The following is a 16,940-nucleotide window of genomic DNA, read 5'->3' as shown; positions in this document are numbered from 1 at the left end:
CTCAGCGCTTGGCGATGATATACACCGCATGCACGATCCCCGGAATATACCCGCACAACGTCAGCAGAATGTTCAACCAGAACGCCCCGCCAAACCCGACCTGCAGAAACACACCCAGTGGCGGCAACAGAATAGCGATGATGATCCGAATAAAATCCATGGGGCAGCTCCTGAATGGGGGTTGGCTCACCTGAGCCATACAAGCTAATCGACCCGCGCCGTTCGTCAGGGTTCACTAGCATTTTCCGCGTCTGCATCAGATTGACGCCGAGCCGCCTCAGAAATTGCAACGAGGCACGACTCATCAAACTCCCGCATCAATGCCTTGCTGATGGCACCGACATCAAGCAGTGCAAAGGCTGACTCGTGTATCGATTCAGCAATTTCACTTTTGAATTTTTCACCCATGAGCTGGCTCCTCAATTTCCTTGGTCGACAGGTTCTCGATTTGTCGTAGCAACGGCTGAGCTTAAAAAACATGAGCGGCTCCATCGCTCAAGCATTAATTGCCACCTGCAAAACCCGGCCACAAAAAAAACGCCCCACGCCAAAAGAATCAGGCGTGGGGCGTGCGTTATACCGCGAGACGGTTCTTTGATTCGGGTAGGAAACTTCAGCTCAGACGGCAATCCCTTTGCGGCATTGCAGTTGTGCGGTGCGCACACGGGCGAAGGCGCGGGTGAGGCGCAGGAGCATTTCGTCGATGTTGGTTTTGCTCACGGTGAGGGCCGGGGTGAAGCGCAGGCAGTTGGCTTGCGGGGCGTTGAGCAGCAGGCCTTCGTGCAGGGCGGCGTGGACGACGGCTTCGGCGGAATCGTCTGACAGGGTCAGTCCGTAGAACAGGCCTTGGCCACGCAGTTCGCCGTGGTCGTAGCGGTGCGCCAATCGGGCCAGGCCTTCGCGCAGATGTTGGCCGTTGTCGTTGATCTGTTCGAGAAAGCTGCGGTCTTGCACGCTGTCGAGCACCACCAGCCCGGCCGCTGTCATCAGTGCGTTGCCGTGATGGGTGCCGCCGAGTTCGCCCGCTTCGAAACAACAGGCTTTGCCCCGTGCCAGCAACGCGGCCAACGGCACACCGCCGCCAAGCCCTTTGCCGAGCACGACGATATCGGCGCGTACGCCGTAGGACTGTTCGGCGAGCAACGTGCCGCAACGGCCGATGCCGGTTTGCACTTCGTCGAGGATCAGCAGAATGCCCAGTTCACGGCACAGACGCTCGACACCTTTGAGGTAATGCTCGGTGGCTGGAATTACACCGGCATCGCTCTGGATCGGCTCCAGCATGATCGCCACGGTCTGCGCATCGACCGCCGCATGCAGCGCCGGTAAATCGTTGAACGGCACCAGATCAAAACCCGGCAGCAGCGGCGCGAAACGGTTGTGCAGGTTGCAGCTGTCCGAGGCGGAAATCGTCGCCAGACTACGACCATGACAACCCTGCTTCGCAACAATAATCCGCGACGCGCCGCCGCGATGCAGTTGGCCCCACTTGCGCGCCAGTTTGATCGCCGCTTCACAGGCTTCGCTGCCGCTGTTGAGCAGGTAAGCCTGATCGCTGGAGGTCGCGGCGCACAGGCGTTCGGCGAGGCCGAGCATGCCGCGATTGTGCAGATTGAAACCGGGATTGATCAGCGCCTGCGCCTGACTGCTGATGGCTTTCACCAGCGCCGAAGGGCTGTGGCCGAGGCTGTTGGCGCCACCGGCTTGGGAAAAATCCAGGTAAGCGCGGTCGTTACTGTCCCATAGCCACGAACCCTGACCACGGACGAATACCTGTTGCGGCCGTTCGACGCTGGGCATCAGGCGCTCGGCGCTGAGATTTTCGTTGGGGTCAGATGGATTGGCCTCGAAAGAGAGGTCGTCAAGACTCGGCGTCTGGCGCCGCAAACTGAAAAGATTCATTGCAAAAAACCTCGTTTGAGGTGTTTTGAACTGCCTATGTAAACACTGTCGAAGCGATCGCTATTCATCGCGCTTTCTGGCCCTGTAAGCCTTGTGAATGCGGTTAGACTAGGCGCACTGACGGCTTCGGGCCATTTCGTTTTTCCAGCATTTTCGATAAGTATTACTTATGGATTTCAAACAACTGCGTTATTTCGTCGCGGTCTACGAAGAAGGCCATGTCGGCCGGGCGGCGGAGCGCCTGTCGATCTCGCAACCGGCGCTGTCGCAGCAGATCCGCCAACTCGAACAGAACCTCGACGTCACCCTGTTCGAACGCAGCAGCAAACGCCTGCTGCCCACCCTCGCCGCGCACACTTTGTATAACCACGCGTTGCCGCTGCTCGACGGTTTGCAACGGGCGCGCGAGGCGTTGGGCAACTTCAAGGGTCAGGCGCTGCGAACGCTGGCGATCGGCGTGTTGCAAACGGTTCACACCAGTCTGGTGCCGCAAATGCTTGAGCGCGTGCGCAAGGCACAGCCGCATCTGGTGGTGCAGATTTATGAATTAACCGGACTTGAGATCGAGCGACGTTTGCTCAATGGCTCGCTGGATATTGGCATCAGTTATCTACCGCCGCGCCAACCGGGTTTGCATGGCGTGATGCTTTACGAAGATGAACTGACGCTGGTGATCCCGGCGGATCATCCGCTACGCGAATTCAAGAAAGTCTCGATGCGCCAGGCCGCCGAGCTGCCGATGTTGCTGTTGGGTGAAGAGTTCCAGATCCGCCAGATCTGGCAGGCGCAACTGACCGCCCTCGGACGTCGCCCGCAGGTGCAAGCCGAGCTAAACAATATGGTGGGGATTCTCGACAGTCTGCCGCACACCAAACTGGCGACGGTGCTGCCGGGGCGGTCGCAGAAGGAATACGACGATCAGAATCTGCTGTGGAAACCGCTGAGCGAACCACGGGTGCCGCTGAAAGTTGGGCTGGTCTGTCGCGATGTGCAGCGCCAGCAGGCGCCGTTGGCGCTGTTGCAGACATTGCTGGAAGAAGTGATGGAGCGCGAAGTCAGGCCGCCGCTCGATCCTTTGGTCTGAGCACTTTTCTGCAGGCAAAAGAAAACCCCGCCGAAGCGGGGCTTTGCAGACTGTTTCCCTGACATCCATTTCACTCCGCCACCCTGGCAGAATCCTACGTGTCCGTGTTGTTGCTTTGCGCTTCCTGCGCGACGTCCATGAAATGTAGATTAGCCGTGGATCCAATCCACGCATATGGGAGAACAGCAGCACGTCATGTAAGCAAATGCTTACATGACGCTACATCGTCAGAATTGCGCCGCATCCAAAAGGAACAACGACTCGCTACCGGCCTTCACCGACGCGCTCAACGAGTGAATACGCGGCAGCAAACGGGCGAAGTAGAAGCGTGCAGTGCCGAGCTTGCTCGCGTAAAAATCGTCCTGCGCTTCTTTGCCCAGCGAAGCCTTCGCCATCAGTGCCCACATGTACGCGTAGGAAACGTAGCCGAACGCTTGCAGATATTCGACCGAGGCCGCGCCGATTTCGTTCGGGTTGTTTTTCGCGCGATCCAGCACCCACGAGGTCAACTCGTCGAGGGTGTTGACGGCATCGTTCAGTGGCTTGGTGAATTCGCCCAGATCGGCGCTCGCGGTGGCAGTGAAGTGGCGGATTTCGTCAGCGAACAGCTTGTAGAACGCGCCGCCGCTGCCGACGATCTTGCGACCGACCAGATCCAGCGCCTGAATGCCGTTGGTGCCTTCGTAGATCTGGGTGATGCGCACGTCACGCACCAATTGCTCTTGGCCCCATTCGCGGATATAGCCGTGGCCGCCAAAAATCTGCTGGCCGTGCACGGTGGTTTCCAGACCCAGATCGGTGAGGAACGCCTTGGCTACCGGCGTCAGCAGTGCAACCAGATCTTCCGCACGCTTGCGGGTGGTAGCGTCTTCGCTGAACTTGGCGGTGTCGAGTTGCATCGCCACGTAGGTGGAGAACGCACGGCCGCCTTCGTTCGAGGCTTTCATGGTCAGCAGCATGCGCCGCACGTCCGGGTGGACGATGATCGGGTCAGCGACTTTGTCTTTGTTCTGCGCGCCGGTTGGCGAACGGCTTTGCAGACGGTCGCGCGCATATTCAACGGCGTTCTGATACGAACGCTCGCCGGTCGCCAGGCCTTGGATGCCGACGCCCAGACGCTCGTAGTTCATCATGGTGAACATCGCGTTGAGGCCTTTGTTCGGCTCGCCGACCAGATAACCCACAGCTTCGTCGAAGTTCATCACGCAGGTCGCAGAGGCCTGGATGCCCATTTTGTGTTCGATCGAACCGCAGTTCGCCGGGTTGCGCGCGCCGAGGCTGCCGTCGGCATTGACCATGAACTTCGGCACGAGGAACAGCGAGATGCCTTTCGGGCCCGCCGGGGCGTCCGGCAGCTTCGCCAGCACCAGGTGAATGATGTTTTCGGTGAGGTCGTGTTCGCCACCGGTGATGAAGATCTTGGTGCCGCTGACCTTGTAGGAACCGTCGGCCTGAGGCTCGGCTTTTGTACGAATAATCCCCAGATCGGTGCCGGCGTGCGGCTCGGTCAGGCACATCGAACCGGCCCAGACGCCGGCGTACATGTTCGGCAGGTACGCGGCTTTCAGCTCTTCGCTGGCGTGGGCGTTGATCGACAGGCAGGCGCCGGCGGTCAACATCGGGTACAGACCGAAGGACAGGCTGGCGGAGTTGACCATTTCTTCGACTTGCGCCGACACGGCTTTGGGCATGCCCATGCCGCCGAACTCTGGATCACCGCCAACGCCGACCCAACCGCCTTCAGCGTAAGTCTGATAAGCCTGTGGGAAACCGGCCGGAGTGGTGACGGCGCCGTCGACCCAATGACAGCCTTCTTCGTCAGCGGCACGGCTCAAAGGCGCGATGCTTTTGCTGGTGACCTTGCCGGCCTCTTCGAGAATGGCTTCAACAGTTTCGGCGTCGACGGTCTCGGCCAGGGCCGGCAGTTCGGCCCAGAGTTTGGCGACCTCGAACACTTCATTGAGGACGAAGCGCATATCGCGCAGCGGCGCTTTGTAGTCAGCCATGGCAAACCTCGCAAGATCTAAACAGGTTATTCGTGAAGGGTGTTTTCGTTGAGCCCGAGTGTACCTCAACAACTTTTGCGACACATAGGGTCAACCAGTGACTGATTTGTTATTTTTAGTCACCACAAAAAATCGCAGCCCCGCCAACCCCAAATTCCCTGTAGGAGCTGCCGAAGGCTGCGATCTTTTGCTTTTTCCTACAGAGAAAACAATTCAGCCGGCAACTTCATCAAACAATCACTCCCCGCCTCAATCGCCGCCCGATGCGCCGCCGTACGTGGCAACAGCCGTTTGAAGTAAAACTCGCACGTCGCCAATTTCCCGCGCAGATAATCCGCCTCACCCTCGCCCGCCTCCAGTTGCGCCTGCGCTACCAACGCCATGCGCAACCACAGATACCCGAGAATGATGTATCCGCTGTACATCAAGTAGTCCACCGACGCCGCGCCCACTTCATCCGGGTTCTTCATCGCCGCCATGCCGACCTTCATGGTCAGATCGCCCCACTGCTGATTGAGCTCGTTGAGTTGCGCAACGAAGCTGCCCAACTGCGGATGGTCAACATTGGCCGCGCAGAACTTGTGGACGATCTTGGTAAACCCACGCAGCAACTTGCCCTGACTGCCGAGCACCTTGCGCCCGAGCAGATCGAGCGCCTGAATGCCGTTGGTGCCCTCATAGATCGGCGCAATCCGGCAATCGCGCACCAGTTGCTCCATGCCCCACTCGCGAATAAAACCGTGGCCGCCAAATATCTGCATGCCGAGGTTAGTCACTTCCAGCCCGCTGTCGGTCATGAATGCTTTGCAGATCGGCGTGAGGAACGCCAGCAGGTCTTCAGCCTCCTGACGCGCCTCGGCATCGCTGTTCAGGTGCGCGGTATCGAGCAGTTGCGCGGTGAAATAGGTGAGCGCGCGGTTGCCTTCGTTAAAGGCTTTCATGGTCAGCAACATGCGCCGCACGTCGGGGTGGACGATGATCGGGTCGGCGGCTTTATCCGGTGCTTTGGCGCCGGTCAACGAGCGCATCTGCAAGCGGTCGTTGGCATATTTGATCGCGCCCTGGAAACTCGCCTCGCCCAGACACAGACCCTGCATGCCGGTGCCGAGCCGTGCGTGGTTCATCATGGTGAACATGCAGTTGAGGCCCTTGTTCGGCTCGCCGATCAAGAAACCCTTGGCGCCGTCGAAGTTGAGCACGCAAGTGGCCGAGGCCTTGATGCCCATTTTGTGTTCGATCGAACCGCAGGACACGCCGTTGCGCTCGCCCGCCTCACCCGCGGTATCGGCGAGGAATTTCGGCACGATAAACAACGAAATGCCCTTGGTTCCGGCCGGTGCGTCCGGAAGTTTGGCCAACACCAGATGGATGATGTTGTCGCTCATGTCGTGCTCGCCGGCGGAGATGAAAATCTTGCTGCCGGTGACTGCGTAACTGCCGTCAGCCTGAGGCACGGCGCGGGTCTTGATGATGCCCAGATCGGTGCCGCAATGCGCTTCGGTCAGGCACATGGTGCCCGTCCATTGGCCGGCGGTGAGTTTGCTCAGGTAGGTTTCTTTTTGCTCGGCGGTGCCGTGAGCGTGAATCGCCGACATTGCGCCGTGGGTCAGGCCCGGGTACATGCCCCACGAGGTGTTGCTGGAGCCGACCATCTCGCTGATCACCAGCCCCAGCGAACTCGGCAGGCCCTGACCGCCATACACCGGATCCGCCGCCAGACCGTGCCAGCCGCCTTCGACGTATTGTGCGAAAGCTTCCTTGAAGCCTGTAGGCGTTGTCACCACGCCATTGTCGAAATGGCAGCCCTCTTCGTCACCGCTGCGATTGAGCGGTGCCAGAACGTTCTCACAGAACTTCGCGCCCTCTTCAAGGATCGCGTTGATCATGTCCGGGCTCGCGTCATCCGCGCCGAGGGCGGCGTAGTTGGCGTGGAAGTCGAAGACGTGATCGATCAGAAAGCGCATGTCGCGCAGCGGGGCTTTGTACTCAGGCATGGTGGCTTCTCCGTCAGCAGATTGCTTCAACCTACTGCCGACCACCACGCCCCACAATCATTGTGCAGACGCTGAATGCGCCGTCATCACTCAACCCGCAGCGGTGTCCATGCGCACCGCGCCGCGGCGGTTCTGGCCGAATGCGACGACGCAGTTTCGCCCTGCACCTTTGGCGCTGTAGAGCGCTTCGTCGGCGGATTTCAAGACTTGCTCCGGCGTGCGTTGTTCCAGACGTTCAGCGACGCCGATACTCACCGTCACCGACACACTCGACGCGCCGGAACCGGCACGACGCTGACGACCTTGCTGATCATCCTGCGGACGGTTTTCCTGATTGCGCAGTTGAATGTTGTAGGACGCAATCGATTCGCGGATCACTTCCAGGTGCGGCATGCACTCCTCAAGAGTTTTGCCTGCGAACACCAAGGCAAATTCCTCACCGCCATAGCGATACGCCCTACCGCCACCGCTGATTTTCGACAGCTTGCTGGCGACAAGACGCAACACTTGGTCGCCGACATCGTGGCCGTGGGTGTCGTTGAATTTCTTGAAGTGGTCGACGTCGCTCATCGCCAGCACATAGTTGCGCCCGAGGCGCTGCATGCGTTCGTTGAGCGCGCGGCGTCCCGGCAAACCAGTCAACTCGTCGCGGAAGGCCATTTGATAAGCCTCGTGCGCAACGGCAGCGGCGATCATCAACATCACCTGGCTGCACATGATGTTCAGGGTGAACGGCAGGATGAAAGTTTTCGGCAGCATCCAGAACACACCGAGCAAACCGACCAATTGCGCCGCGTGCAACGGACGCGGGTTGCGCCAGTATTGCCACGCCAGCAGCAGGAATGCAGAGATGAACACTGGATAGGAGAGCTGGATCAGGCTCATCCATGCGCCATGCAGTGCCGGCCAGCGAATCTCGGAAAGCCAGATCAGTAACGCCTGGGGATAACTTTGCTCAAGCCCCAATGCGACGCTGCCGAAGGCGAGTAAAACGGCGAAGCGCGCGACCATGTCCTGAAACAGGTGCGTGCGCTCCTGCCACGCCGCGAACAGACCGAACAACAACGGCAGCAGCAAGCAGACCAGATGAAACACGACGGCAGCGTCGTCGCGCACCTTGCCGTTGTCGCGGTAATAGTCGGTCTGGGTGTCGAGCAGAAAGTAGGCGATGTACACCGTGAGCATCAGAAACAGTTCGCGCTGGCGGCGGTAAACCGCGCAATAAGCCCCGCCCAGCAACAGCACCAACGTCGGCAACACGTTGAACAGCGAAGTGAAGAATACGTTGAGGTCTTTGACGTACGCAGCCGCCAACCCCGCAAGTAACAACAGCAGTGAGGGTAGGAAATGACTGAAACGTACAGCGGAAGAACGCGGCAAGGGTAAAGCTCCGACCGTCTGGCAAAGTAATGGCATTGTGCCTGCAATGCATGCAGTTAAGCACACACAATGTGATCCAGATCACATGCAGTCTCTTTAACGGCAGAAGGCCTGGGATTCTGAGCGATTTACTCAGTTTTTTACCTTGATCGACGTGCTGGCCATCATTACTGATGGCCAGCCCAGAAAATCGCCCTCAAAGATCGTTGTAGAACGGCAGCAACGGGCCCTCCGCCGGGCTGCGACCTTCGGCACCGTAAGGCTTGAGATTGAGCGCAGCATCCGCTGCCTGGCGAGTCGTGACCTTCGGACTGGCCGGGCGTTGAGTCACCGCATTTTCATCACCGATATGGCCCTGCGGAATGATCAGTGATGGATGATCGAAGGGCGCCCGCTCCCAGGCCACGCGCGGATCGGTCAGGCCGACTTCCATGAATTTCACCAGTGCATCGATCTCATCCGGGGTCAGGTTGAGGTTGGTCATGTCCGGATCGAGGTTCGAGGTGTTGTGCTGATTGGCCGACGGGTGTTCGAAACCGCTGGTGTTGTTGGCGTCCTCACCGCGACGATCACCACCACGGTTGTAGAACTCCATCACTTGCTTGAGCGTCGCTCGGCTGCCGTTGTGGAAGTACGGCCCGGTCAGCGCGATGTTGCGCAGGGTCGGGGTTTTGAAGGCGCCGTCGACCGAATCGCGGAAGTTGACGTTGGGTTTGAGCGTGGCGTCGCAAGGGATCGCGGCGCTGAGCGGTGCTTCAAAGGTGCAGACATCGACGTCCAGCGGATCGGCAATGCTGCCGCCCTGCAGCAACTTGTTGTACTGACGGCTGAACGACCATGGATTGCCCCACGCATCTGACCCGCCAAGCGCCAGGTCTTCGGAGGTCGGGCGCACGCCGGTGTTGTAGAAGCCGTTGTCGTAGAGCGTGGTGAGGTTGTCGGCCATGACCATGCGCTCGATGCGTTCACGCGGGTGCATCAGCAAACGGCTGGCGGCGTTGGTCAGTTCCGGGCCGCCGTGGCAGTTGACGCATTTGCCCTTGTTGAGGAACAGGTTCATGCCTTCGACTTGCTGCGCGTTCATTGCGGTTGAATCGCCCTGCAGGTAGGCATCGATCGGCGCTTGATCGGAGATCAGCGTGGATTCGTACAGCTGAATCGCCAGTCCGAAGAACAGCGGAAAATTAGCTTCCATCTGCGTGTACGGCGCGCCGCCCACCAACACGTTTTGCGTGGCGTTCCACAGGCGTGGCTGGAAGGCGTTCTTGATCAGTTCGCGATAGGTCGGACGCCGCGCGCCGGAAACTGAAGCGAGTACTGAATCGTTGGAGGAAATCCGTTGTTGCTTGAGCATTAACTGATCGAGCATGCGCCGCCCAATGTCGGCGAAGGTGCGGCCACCGCAGGACATTTCCACCCCGCTACCGGGCGGGCCCACCGCTTGCGATGCGGCGGAGGCGTCATTGAGCGCCAGTCGGACTTTGCTTGCCACGGTGCTGCGCTCGGCGGTCACGTAAATCCCGGCATCGGGATCGCGATTGCCGAACGGTGAAAAACCGTTGAACACGTTATTCGCGCGGCCATCCCAGAAGTTACGCACGTTGAACGCCGCGTTGATCACCGACGGCGCGTTACGTCCGGTGCTGCGGCGCACATTGATGCCGCCAACTTGAAAGATGCCATCGGGCTGCTGAGTGCATTTGTCGAAACGTGGCTGATTGGGTTTGACGAAATTGGCGTCGAATACACCTTGGGAGCCGACCACATCGTCAGTCGAATAAACGATCGGCGAGTTGCGATCCAGTGGATTGCTTAGCACGTGAGTCGGAAAGTCGGTTTTCTTCAGCGTGTAGTTCGGCCCGCCCTTGCCGCCGGACAAGGTCGCGTAGGACGCCACGTCACCGGGTATGTCGGAGGCCACAAAGGGTTTGTTGAAGATTGAGGCGACGTTGGCGTTGGTGTGTGCCTGGCCGGGGTTGAGCTGGTTGGTGATGCGGTGGTCGACGCCGGCGTGATAGTGGCAGGAGGCGCATGCTGTGGCGCCATCACTGCCGACTTCCATGTCCCAGAACAGCGCTTTGCCGAGCAGAATCGCGGCGGAGCGGTTGAGCACGTAGTCGGTCATCAAGTCGACCTTGCGCCCGCCTTCTGTCCCCGACGGATCGGGCGGCAGCATGCCGCGCAGCGATTGCAGGCTCGGCATTTCCGGTACCGGAGGATCCACTTCGGCGGGCGTTGCGGCCATTGCGCCGGAAGCTGCGAGTGCGAGGGGTAGCCAGACAAGTCGACTGATGTTCATGTGCTTCACCCTGACGGTTGTTGTCATGAAGTCGCCGGGCGAGAGGTGTCGTGGAACAGCAGAGGATTTCTCGTGAGCGCCGGTCAATCAGCGCAGTGCAATTAATTGGCCATCCTTCCGTGAAACATTTTGAATCAATAAACGCTGGGGCCGCGCGATTTCAGCTCACCGTTTCTGCTGGGGAAACATCCCCAGAGTTGGGGACAAATCCAGCGCAAAAAAAAACCGCTGCACCCGAAGGTACAGCGGTTTTTTAGGAGACTGCGTTAAGGCTTAGTAGCCCAGCGCGAAGTCTTCTTCTTTCATGTCCATCAGGTTGTTGGCGCCCGACAGCATGGTGGCCACGTGGGTACGGGTACGGGGCAGGATGCGCTGGAAGTAGAAGCGCGCGGTTTGCAGCTTGGCGGTGTAGAACGCTGCGTCGCCGGTGCCTTCTGCCAGCTTCGCAGCTGCCAGACGTGCCATGTCGGCCCAGAAATAAGCCAGGCAGGCATAACCGGAGTACATCAGGTAGTCCACGGAGGCCGCACCGACTTCTTCACGATCTTTCATGGCAGCCATACCGACCTTCATGGTCAGCTCGCCCCATTCCTTGTTGATTGCCGCCAGCGGTGCAACGAATTCTGCAACGGCTTCGTTGCCTTCGTTGGTCTGGCAGAACTTGTGGACGATCTTGGTGAAGCCTTTCAAAGCCTCGCCTTGAGTCATCAGCACTTTACGGCCGAGCAGGTCGAGTGCCTGGATACCGGTGGTGCCTTCGTACAGCATCGAAATGCGGCTGTCGCGAACGTTCTGCTCCATGCCCCACTCGGCGATGAAGCCGTGGCCGCCGTAGATCTGTACGCCGTGGTTAGCGGATTCGAAACCGACTTCGGTCATGAACGCTTTGGCGATCGGAGTCATGAAGGCCAGCAGTGCGTCGGCTTTCTTCTTCTCTTCTTCATCGACGCCGTATTTGACGATGTCGACCTGTTTGGCGGTGAAGTACACCATCGCACGGTTGCCTTCGGCGAACGCCTTCATGGTCAACAGCATGCGGCGTACGTCTGGGTGAACGATGATCGGGTCGGCAGCTTTTTCCGGCGCTTTCGGGCCAGTCAGCGAGCGCATTTGCAGACGATCGCGAGCGTATTTCAGGCCGCCCTGGAAACCGATTTCGGCGTGGGCCAGACCTTGCAGCGCGGTACCCAGACGTGCGGTGTTCATAAAGGTGAACATGCAGTTCAGGCCTTTGTTCGCCGGGCCGATCAGGAAACCGGTGGCGCCGTCGAAGTTCATCACGCAAGTGGCGTTGCCGTGGATGCCCATCTTGTGTTCCAGCGAACCGCAGGTCACTGCGTTGCGCTCACCGACGGTGCCATCGGCATTCGGCATGAACTTGGGAACGATGAACAGCGAGATGCCTTTGGTGCCAGCCGGTGCGTCCGGCAGGCGGGCCAGCACGATGTGGACGATGTTATCGGCCATGTCGTGTTCACCGGCCGAGATGAAGATCTTGGTGCCGGAGACTTTGTAGGAACCGTCGGCCTGAGGTTCGGCCTTGGTGCGCAGCATGCCCAGGTCGGTGCCGCAGTGCGGTTCGGTCAGGCACATGGTGCCGGTCCATTCGCCGGAGACCAGTTTAGTCAGATAGGCTTCTTGCTGCTCTGGTGTGCCGTGCTCAGAGATGGTGTTCATCGCGCCGTGCGACAGGCCTGGGTACATGCCCCACGACCAGTTGGCTTCGCCAACCATTTCGCTCACGGCCAGACCCAGCGACTCCGGCAGGCCTTGGCCGCCGTGCTCAACGTCGTGAGCGAGGCTTGGCCAGCCGCCTTCAACGAATTGCTTGTAAGCCTCTTTGAAGCCAGTCGGGGTTTTCACGCCGGACTCGCTCCAGGTGCAACCTTCGAGGTCGCCCACGCGGTTCAGCGGTGCCAGTACCTGCTCACAAAACTTGGCGCCTTCTTCGAGAATGGCGTCAACCATGTCCGGAGTCGCGTCTGCGCAAGCCGGAAGGCTCTGATAGTGCGCTTCGTAGCCGAGCAGCTCGTCACGAACGAAGCGAATATCACGCAAGGGGGCCTTGTAGTCAGGCATAGCGATAAACCTCTGCTGATGTAACCGGGAATGAACGACCGTGTTGATTTGTTGTGACGGTCAAACAGTTGTTTGAAACATACGTTTACGCCGAAATCTTGTCAAGCGTCGATCTTTTGCCGTTCGTCATCGCAGCTTTCAAACGCCGGACACAGCAAACCGCCATGGACTTGAACGAGCCACGGGCGCTGAAAAAAAGATTAGTTGAGGGAGAAGGACTTACAACGAAAAACGCCGCGACAAGGCGCGGCGTTCAGCAGGCAGATGAAGAAGCAATCAGGCAAACGTATCGATGATCGTACCGAGCACTTCGTCGGATGCCTTGACGACCTTCGCGCCCAGATCCACCTGGAATTTGCCCTGCGCCATCTGCACCATGTCGCTGCCCGGATCCATTTGCTGGCTGCGGTCGACGCCACGCAGACGATCAACCTGAGCTTCCGAGGACTGGCTGGTGACCGAGCGTTCGATAGTGGTGTTGGCGATCTGGCTGGCAGCCTGATCCACACGGTTCTGCCCGCTCTGAATCGAGCTCAGCCCCGCGTAAAAAGCTGTGTTACCGGAGATTTCCATAACGGTTCTCATCCCTGGGAAGGATCAATAGCCGTCATTGAAGCAGACGCGCCAGAAAAACACCCGTCAAAAACACTAATGGCACAGTGCCTGCTCATAGTGAAAAACTTAGTCGAGCAAATCCAGTTGCAGATGATCGGCCACCGCCTCTGCGCTCAACGCCTTGAGTTTCGGCACCCGGCCCAAACACGGCGCCGGGATCCGTTCAGCCAGTGTCGCCAGATTCTCCTCCAGCCGCGACGTCTTCGGATCGATGATATTCGCCACCCACCCCGCCAGTTGCAGACCATCCCGGGCAATCGCTTCAGCCGTCAGCAGCGCATGACTGATGCAGCCCAGGCGCACGCCGACCACCAGAATCACCGGCAGCTTCAGCGCAATCGCCAGATCCGACAAATTATCCTGATCGGCCAACGGCACGCGCCAGCCACCTGCACCTTCGATCAGAGTGAAATCGGCGTTCATCGCCAGAATCTCGCGCATCGGCGCCAGCAGCGATTGCACGGTCAACGCGACACCCGCTTCACGCGCCGCCAGATGCGGCGCGATGGCCGGCTCGAACGCCACCGGATTGACCTGTTGATAACTCAGCGGCAATGAACACTCGGCCAACAGCGCCAGCGCATCCGAGTTGCGCAAACCCTTGGGCGTCACTTCGCAGCCGGAAGCCACGGGTTTGCCCGCCGCCGTGCTCAGCCCGGCCGAACGCGCCGCGTGCAGCAACCCGGCGGCCACCGTGGTCTTGCCGACATCGGTATCGGTTCCGGTGATGAAATAGGCTGCGCTCATAAGGGTTTCTCCAACACGGCGTAGACCACCTGATAAGTCGCCGGCAATCCCGACGCCTCACGGAACTGCTCATAAGCGTCGACCAGCCCAAGAATCCGCGCGCGCCCGGTCAAACCGCCCGGCCGCCCCGGATTCAGATTGTGTGCACCCAACGCCTTCAATTCATGGGTCAGGCTGCGCACATCCGGGTAATGCAGCACATGCGCCTGATTCTGCAGACTCAGCGTGCGCAAGCCACTCGCTGCACTCAATTGTTCATAACGGGCAAACTCGCGGAAGCGGTTGACGTGCACCATCCCGTCGACCTGCCGCCAGCTGTCGCGCAACTCAAACAACGTCCCTACACAAAGACTAGCAAACGCAAAAATTCCGCCCGGTTTCAGCACGCGAAAGGCTTCGCTGAGCACCGCCTCGAAATCCGCACACCACTGCACCGCGAGGCTGGAGAAGATCAGATCGCAGGTCGAATCCTGCAACGGCAACCGCTCCGCATCACCGGCGATGAAATGCTCAGCCCCGCCCAATGGCCGCGCGTGATCGAGCATGCCCTCGGCAATGTCCAGCGCCAGCCCGTGACCCTCGGCAAACCGCGAAGCCAGCGCGCGGGTGAAATAACCGGTGCCGCAACCCAGATCCAGCCAGCGCGCCGGGACAAAATCCGTTGGCAAACGCTGAATCAACTGTGTACCGACATCACGTTGCAACTCGGCGACACTGTCGTAACTGGCCGCCGCGCGAGAAAAAGAGGCTGCGACCTGACGCTTGTCAGGCAAGCCGCCAGGCAGCACAAGAGACAAATCAGTCATCACCGCACTCATGTAAAAAAGCCTGGATCGCACCCGCCAGTCCGTGGGGGTCTTCCAGAAGAAACGCATGACTGGCCTGTTCGATCAGACCAATTTCAATATCCGGCAACAAAGTGAACAATTCTCCCGCTGCTTCCGCTGGCACCAGCGCGTCCTGCCCGCCAAACAGATGCAACTGCGGGCCGCGAAACGCCTGCAGCGCATCGCGGGTGTCGATCTGTGCGAGCAATTCCAGCCCGACCATCAATGCTGACGGCGCGGTATTCGGCGCGCCGCCGAGCAACAATCGCGACAAGCCGCGCGGGTCTTGCGCGCCCTGAGCACACAGCAGCGAAAACCGTTTAAGAGTGGTGCGCGGGTCGGCTTGGCAACCGGCGAGAAACGCGTCGAACGTCTCGCCCGCCATCGCACTCGGCCACTGCTCATGGGCAACAAAAGAAGGATTGCTCGCTAATGTCAGCAACCCGCAGCAATGCTCGCCACGCCGCGCCGCCAACTCGGATGCGAGCATGCCACCCAGCGACCAGCCGCCGAGCCATACATCTTGAGGAATGCTTTCATCGAGTTCGTCGAGCCAGTCTTGCAGGTCACTGGAATCCAGTTCCGGCAGCGGCTCGATATCGACTTTCAGATGTTCATCGAGGCCTTGCAACGCCGCGGCCAGAGGCTCCATCGGCGACACACCGAGGCCCCAGCCGGGCAGCAGAATCAGGCGATCACGCATGGCTTGGCTCCGACGAGAGTTGGGCAAAGCAATCGGCCAGTCCTTCTAACAATAGCTGCACCTGCGCCTCGCTGTGCGCAGCGGTCAGGGTCACGCGCAAACGCGCACTGCCGGCAGGCACGGTGGGCGGACGGATCGCAGTAACCATCAGCCCACGCTCGCGCAACATCTGCGACAAGCGCACCGCGCGCCCGGCGTCGCCAATCATGATCGGCTGGATCGGCGTGAAGCTGTCCATCAACTCCAGGCCGATCTGCTCTGCGCCTTGGCGGAACTGGCGGATCAGCGTTTGCAGATGCTCTCGACGCCAATGTTCAGTGCGCAGCAACTCCAGACTTTTCAGCGTTGCACACGCCAGTGCCGGTGGCTGGCTGGTGGTGTAGATGTACGGGCGGGCGAACTGGATCAGGCTTTCGATCAGTTCCTCACTGCCGGCGACGAAAGCGCCAGCCGTGCCGAAGGCTTTGCCGAGGGTGCCGACCAACACCGGCACATCCTCCTGGCTCAAATCGAAATGTTCGACGATGCCGCCGCCATTCGCGCCGAGCGGGCCGAAACCGTGCGCGTCATCGACCATCAGCCACGCGCCTTTGGCCTTGGCTGCGCGGGCGAGAGCCGGCAAATCGGCCAGATCGCCGTCCATGCTGAACACACCGTCGGTGACCACCAGCGTATTGCCGGTGGCTTTCTCCAGGCGCTTGGCCAGACTCTCGGCGTCATTGTGCAGATAGCGATTGAAACGCGCGCCGGACAACAACCCGGCATCCAGCAACGAGGCGTGATTGAGGCGGTCTTCCAGCACCGTATCGCCCTGCCCGACCAGCGCCGTGACCGCGCCGAGATTGGCCATGTAACCGGTGGTGAACAGCAGCGCACGCGGGCGACCGGTGAGGTCGGCCAAGGCTTCTTCGAGGGCGTGGTGCGGGGTGCTGTGGCCGATCACCAAGTGCGAGGCACCGCCACCGACGCCCCAGCGTTCGGCACCGGCGCGCCAGGCTTCGATGACTTGCGGGTGGTTGGCCAAGCCAAGGTAATCGTTGTTGCAGAAGGCCAGCAACGGTTGGCCATCGACCACCACTTCCGGCCCCTGCGGGGATTCAAGCAGCGGGCGCTGGCGATAGAGGTTTTCGGCACGACGGGCAGCAAGGCGTGCGGCGAGATCGAAAGACATGCAGGCCTCGACTTTCAAGTGACACAGATTCCCTGTGGGAGCGGGCTTGCTCGCGAATGCGGTCTGACATTCAACGGTGATGTTGACTGGACTGACGCTTTCGCGAGCAAGCCCGCTTCCACAAGGGGTTTTG

15 protein-coding genes are annotated in these 16,940 nt (G+C 59.7%); 2 read left to right on the top strand and 13 right to left on the bottom strand.

What is annotated here, in order from left to right:
* Position 1: 1 nt before the first annotated feature.
* From ACP3TY_RS28345 to ACP3TY_RS28335, 3 genes are all read right to left on the bottom strand, one after another.
* Positions 2-160 (bottom strand): YqaE/Pmp3 family membrane protein, encoded by a 159-nt coding sequence (locus ACP3TY_RS28345; RefSeq protein ID WP_003228885.1) that lies wholly within the window; start codon positions 158-160, stop codon positions 2-4.
* 65 nt (positions 161-225) lie between these two features.
* Positions 226-408, bottom strand: coding sequence for a DNA-binding protein (locus tag ACP3TY_RS28340; RefSeq protein WP_426619006.1), 183 nt, complete (start codon positions 406-408; stop codon positions 226-228).
* A gap of 210 nt (positions 409-618) precedes the next feature.
* Positions 619-1,902, bottom strand: coding sequence for an aspartate aminotransferase family protein (locus tag ACP3TY_RS28335; protein ID WP_426619005.1), 1,284 nt, complete (start codon positions 1,900-1,902; stop codon positions 619-621).
* A gap of 169 nt (positions 1,903-2,071) precedes the next feature.
* Here ACP3TY_RS28335 and ACP3TY_RS28330 point away from each other — a divergent pair, with 169 nt between their 5' ends.
* Positions 2,072-2,986 carry a LysR family transcriptional regulator gene (locus ACP3TY_RS28330; RefSeq protein ID WP_212545001.1) on the top strand — a complete coding sequence of 305 codons (915 nt, stop codon included), beginning with the start codon at positions 2,072-2,074 and terminating at the stop codon, positions 2,984-2,986.
* 227 nt (positions 2,987-3,213) lie between these two features.
* Here the strand turns inward: ACP3TY_RS28330 and ACP3TY_RS28325 are convergent, their stop codons facing one another.
* The 5 genes from ACP3TY_RS28325 to ACP3TY_RS28305 form a co-directional block, all read right to left on the bottom strand.
* Entirely contained in the window at positions 3,214-4,992 is a 1,779-nt protein-coding gene (locus ACP3TY_RS28325) for an acyl-CoA dehydrogenase C-terminal domain-containing protein (protein WP_426619004.1), read from the bottom strand.
* 197 nt (positions 4,993-5,189) lie between these two features.
* Positions 5,190-6,986, bottom strand: coding sequence for an acyl-CoA dehydrogenase C-terminal domain-containing protein (locus tag ACP3TY_RS28320; RefSeq protein WP_401240012.1), 1,797 nt, complete (start codon positions 6,984-6,986; stop codon positions 5,190-5,192).
* 90 nt (positions 6,987-7,076) lie between these two features.
* Positions 7,077-8,366, bottom strand: coding sequence for a GGDEF domain-containing protein (locus tag ACP3TY_RS28315; RefSeq protein WP_400648761.1), 1,290 nt, complete (start codon positions 8,364-8,366; stop codon positions 7,077-7,079).
* A 196-nt stretch (positions 8,367-8,562) separates the two neighbouring features.
* A complete protein-coding gene (locus tag ACP3TY_RS28310) occupies positions 8,563-10,665 on the bottom strand; it encodes a cytochrome-c peroxidase (RefSeq protein WP_426619003.1) in 2,103 nt (700 codons plus the stop codon).
* A gap of 273 nt (positions 10,666-10,938) precedes the next feature.
* On the bottom strand, positions 10,939-12,744 hold the full coding sequence (locus ACP3TY_RS28305) for a phenylacyl-CoA dehydrogenase (RefSeq protein ID WP_053124457.1): 1,806 nt from the start codon (positions 12,742-12,744) through the stop codon (positions 10,939-10,941).
* A 53-nt stretch (positions 12,745-12,797) separates the two neighbouring features.
* Here ACP3TY_RS28305 and ACP3TY_RS28300 point away from each other — a divergent pair, with 53 nt between their 5' ends.
* Entirely contained in the window at positions 12,798-13,040 is a 243-nt protein-coding gene (locus tag ACP3TY_RS28300; RefSeq protein WP_426619002.1) for a hypothetical protein, read from the top strand.
* Here the strand turns inward: ACP3TY_RS28300 and ACP3TY_RS28295 are convergent.
* The 5 genes from ACP3TY_RS28295 to bioF form a co-directional block, all read right to left on the bottom strand.
* Entirely contained in the window at positions 13,021-13,317 is a 297-nt protein-coding gene (locus ACP3TY_RS28295) for a hypothetical protein (protein WP_053124459.1), read from the bottom strand. The genes ACP3TY_RS28300 and ACP3TY_RS28295 overlap by 20 nt on opposite strands.
* A 108-nt stretch (positions 13,318-13,425) precedes the next feature.
* Complete coding sequence (gene bioD, locus ACP3TY_RS28290; protein WP_038363263.1) at positions 13,426-14,106, bottom strand: dethiobiotin synthase; 681 nt, start codon at positions 14,104-14,106, stop codon at positions 13,426-13,428.
* Complete coding sequence (gene bioC, locus ACP3TY_RS28285) at positions 14,103-14,912, bottom strand: malonyl-ACP O-methyltransferase BioC (RefSeq protein ID WP_426619001.1); 810 nt, start codon at positions 14,910-14,912, stop codon at positions 14,103-14,105. The genes bioD and bioC overlap by 4 nt, the downstream gene beginning before the upstream one ends.
* Positions 14,905-15,636: an alpha/beta fold hydrolase gene (locus tag ACP3TY_RS28280; protein WP_426619000.1), complete on the bottom strand. Its 732-nt coding sequence runs from the start codon at positions 15,634-15,636 to the stop codon at positions 14,905-14,907. The genes bioC and ACP3TY_RS28280 overlap by 8 nt, the downstream gene beginning before the upstream one ends.
* Positions 15,629-16,807, bottom strand: a complete 1,179-nt coding sequence (gene bioF, locus ACP3TY_RS28275; RefSeq protein WP_426618999.1) for an 8-amino-7-oxononanoate synthase — start codon at positions 16,805-16,807, stop codon at positions 15,629-15,631. The genes ACP3TY_RS28280 and bioF overlap by 8 nt, the downstream gene beginning before the upstream one ends.
* Positions 16,808-16,940 lie beyond the last annotated feature (133 nt).

Source organism: Pseudomonas rustica, assembly GCF_049959085.1.
Taxonomy (GTDB): Bacteria; Pseudomonadota; Gammaproteobacteria; order Pseudomonadales; family Pseudomonadaceae; genus Aquipseudomonas; species Aquipseudomonas rustica.
Note: the sequence above shows the minus strand (reverse complement) of the source record. Positions and strands in the feature narration are given on the sequence as shown.

What these genes read in the sequence shown, in the direction of transcription:
- ACP3TY_RS28345 (WP_003228885.1), bottom strand. Translation starts at nt 160, where the DNA reads ATGGATTTTATTCGGATCATCATCGCTATTCTGTTGCCGCCACTGGGT.
- ACP3TY_RS28340 (WP_426619006.1), bottom strand. Translation starts at nt 408, where the DNA reads ATGGGTGAAAAATTCAAAAGTGAAATTGCTGAATCGATACACGAGTCA.
- ACP3TY_RS28335 (WP_426619005.1), bottom strand. Translation starts at nt 1,902, where the DNA reads ATGAATCTTTTCAGTTTGCGGCGCCAGACGCCGAGTCTTGACGACCTC.
- ACP3TY_RS28330 (WP_212545001.1), top strand. Translation starts at nt 2,072, where the DNA reads ATGGATTTCAAACAACTGCGTTATTTCGTCGCGGTCTACGAAGAAGGC.
- ACP3TY_RS28325 (WP_426619004.1), bottom strand. Translation starts at nt 4,992, where the DNA reads ATGGCTGACTACAAAGCGCCGCTGCGCGATATGCGCTTCGTCCTCAAT.
- ACP3TY_RS28320 (WP_401240012.1), bottom strand. Translation starts at nt 6,986, where the DNA reads ATGCCTGAGTACAAAGCCCCGCTGCGCGACATGCGCTTTCTGATCGAT.
- ACP3TY_RS28310 (WP_426619003.1), bottom strand. Translation starts at nt 10,665, where the DNA reads ATGAACATCAGTCGACTTGTCTGGCTACCCCTCGCACTCGCAGCTTCC.
- ACP3TY_RS28305 (WP_053124457.1), bottom strand. Translation starts at nt 12,744, where the DNA reads ATGCCTGACTACAAGGCCCCCTTGCGTGATATTCGCTTCGTTCGTGAC.
- ACP3TY_RS28295 (WP_053124459.1), bottom strand. Translation starts at nt 13,317, where the DNA reads ATGGAAATCTCCGGTAACACAGCTTTTTACGCGGGGCTGAGCTCGATT.
- bioD (WP_038363263.1), bottom strand. Translation starts at nt 14,106, where the DNA reads ATGAGCGCAGCCTATTTCATCACCGGAACCGATACCGATGTCGGCAAG.
- bioC (WP_426619001.1), bottom strand. Translation starts at nt 14,912, where the DNA reads ATGACTGATTTGTCTCTTGTGCTGCCTGGCGGCTTGCCTGACAAGCGT.
- ACP3TY_RS28280 (WP_426619000.1), bottom strand. Translation starts at nt 15,636, where the DNA reads ATGCGTGATCGCCTGATTCTGCTGCCCGGCTGGGGCCTCGGTGTGTCG.
- bioF (WP_426618999.1), bottom strand. Translation starts at nt 16,807, where the DNA reads ATGTCTTTCGATCTCGCCGCACGCCTTGCTGCCCGTCGTGCCGAAAAC.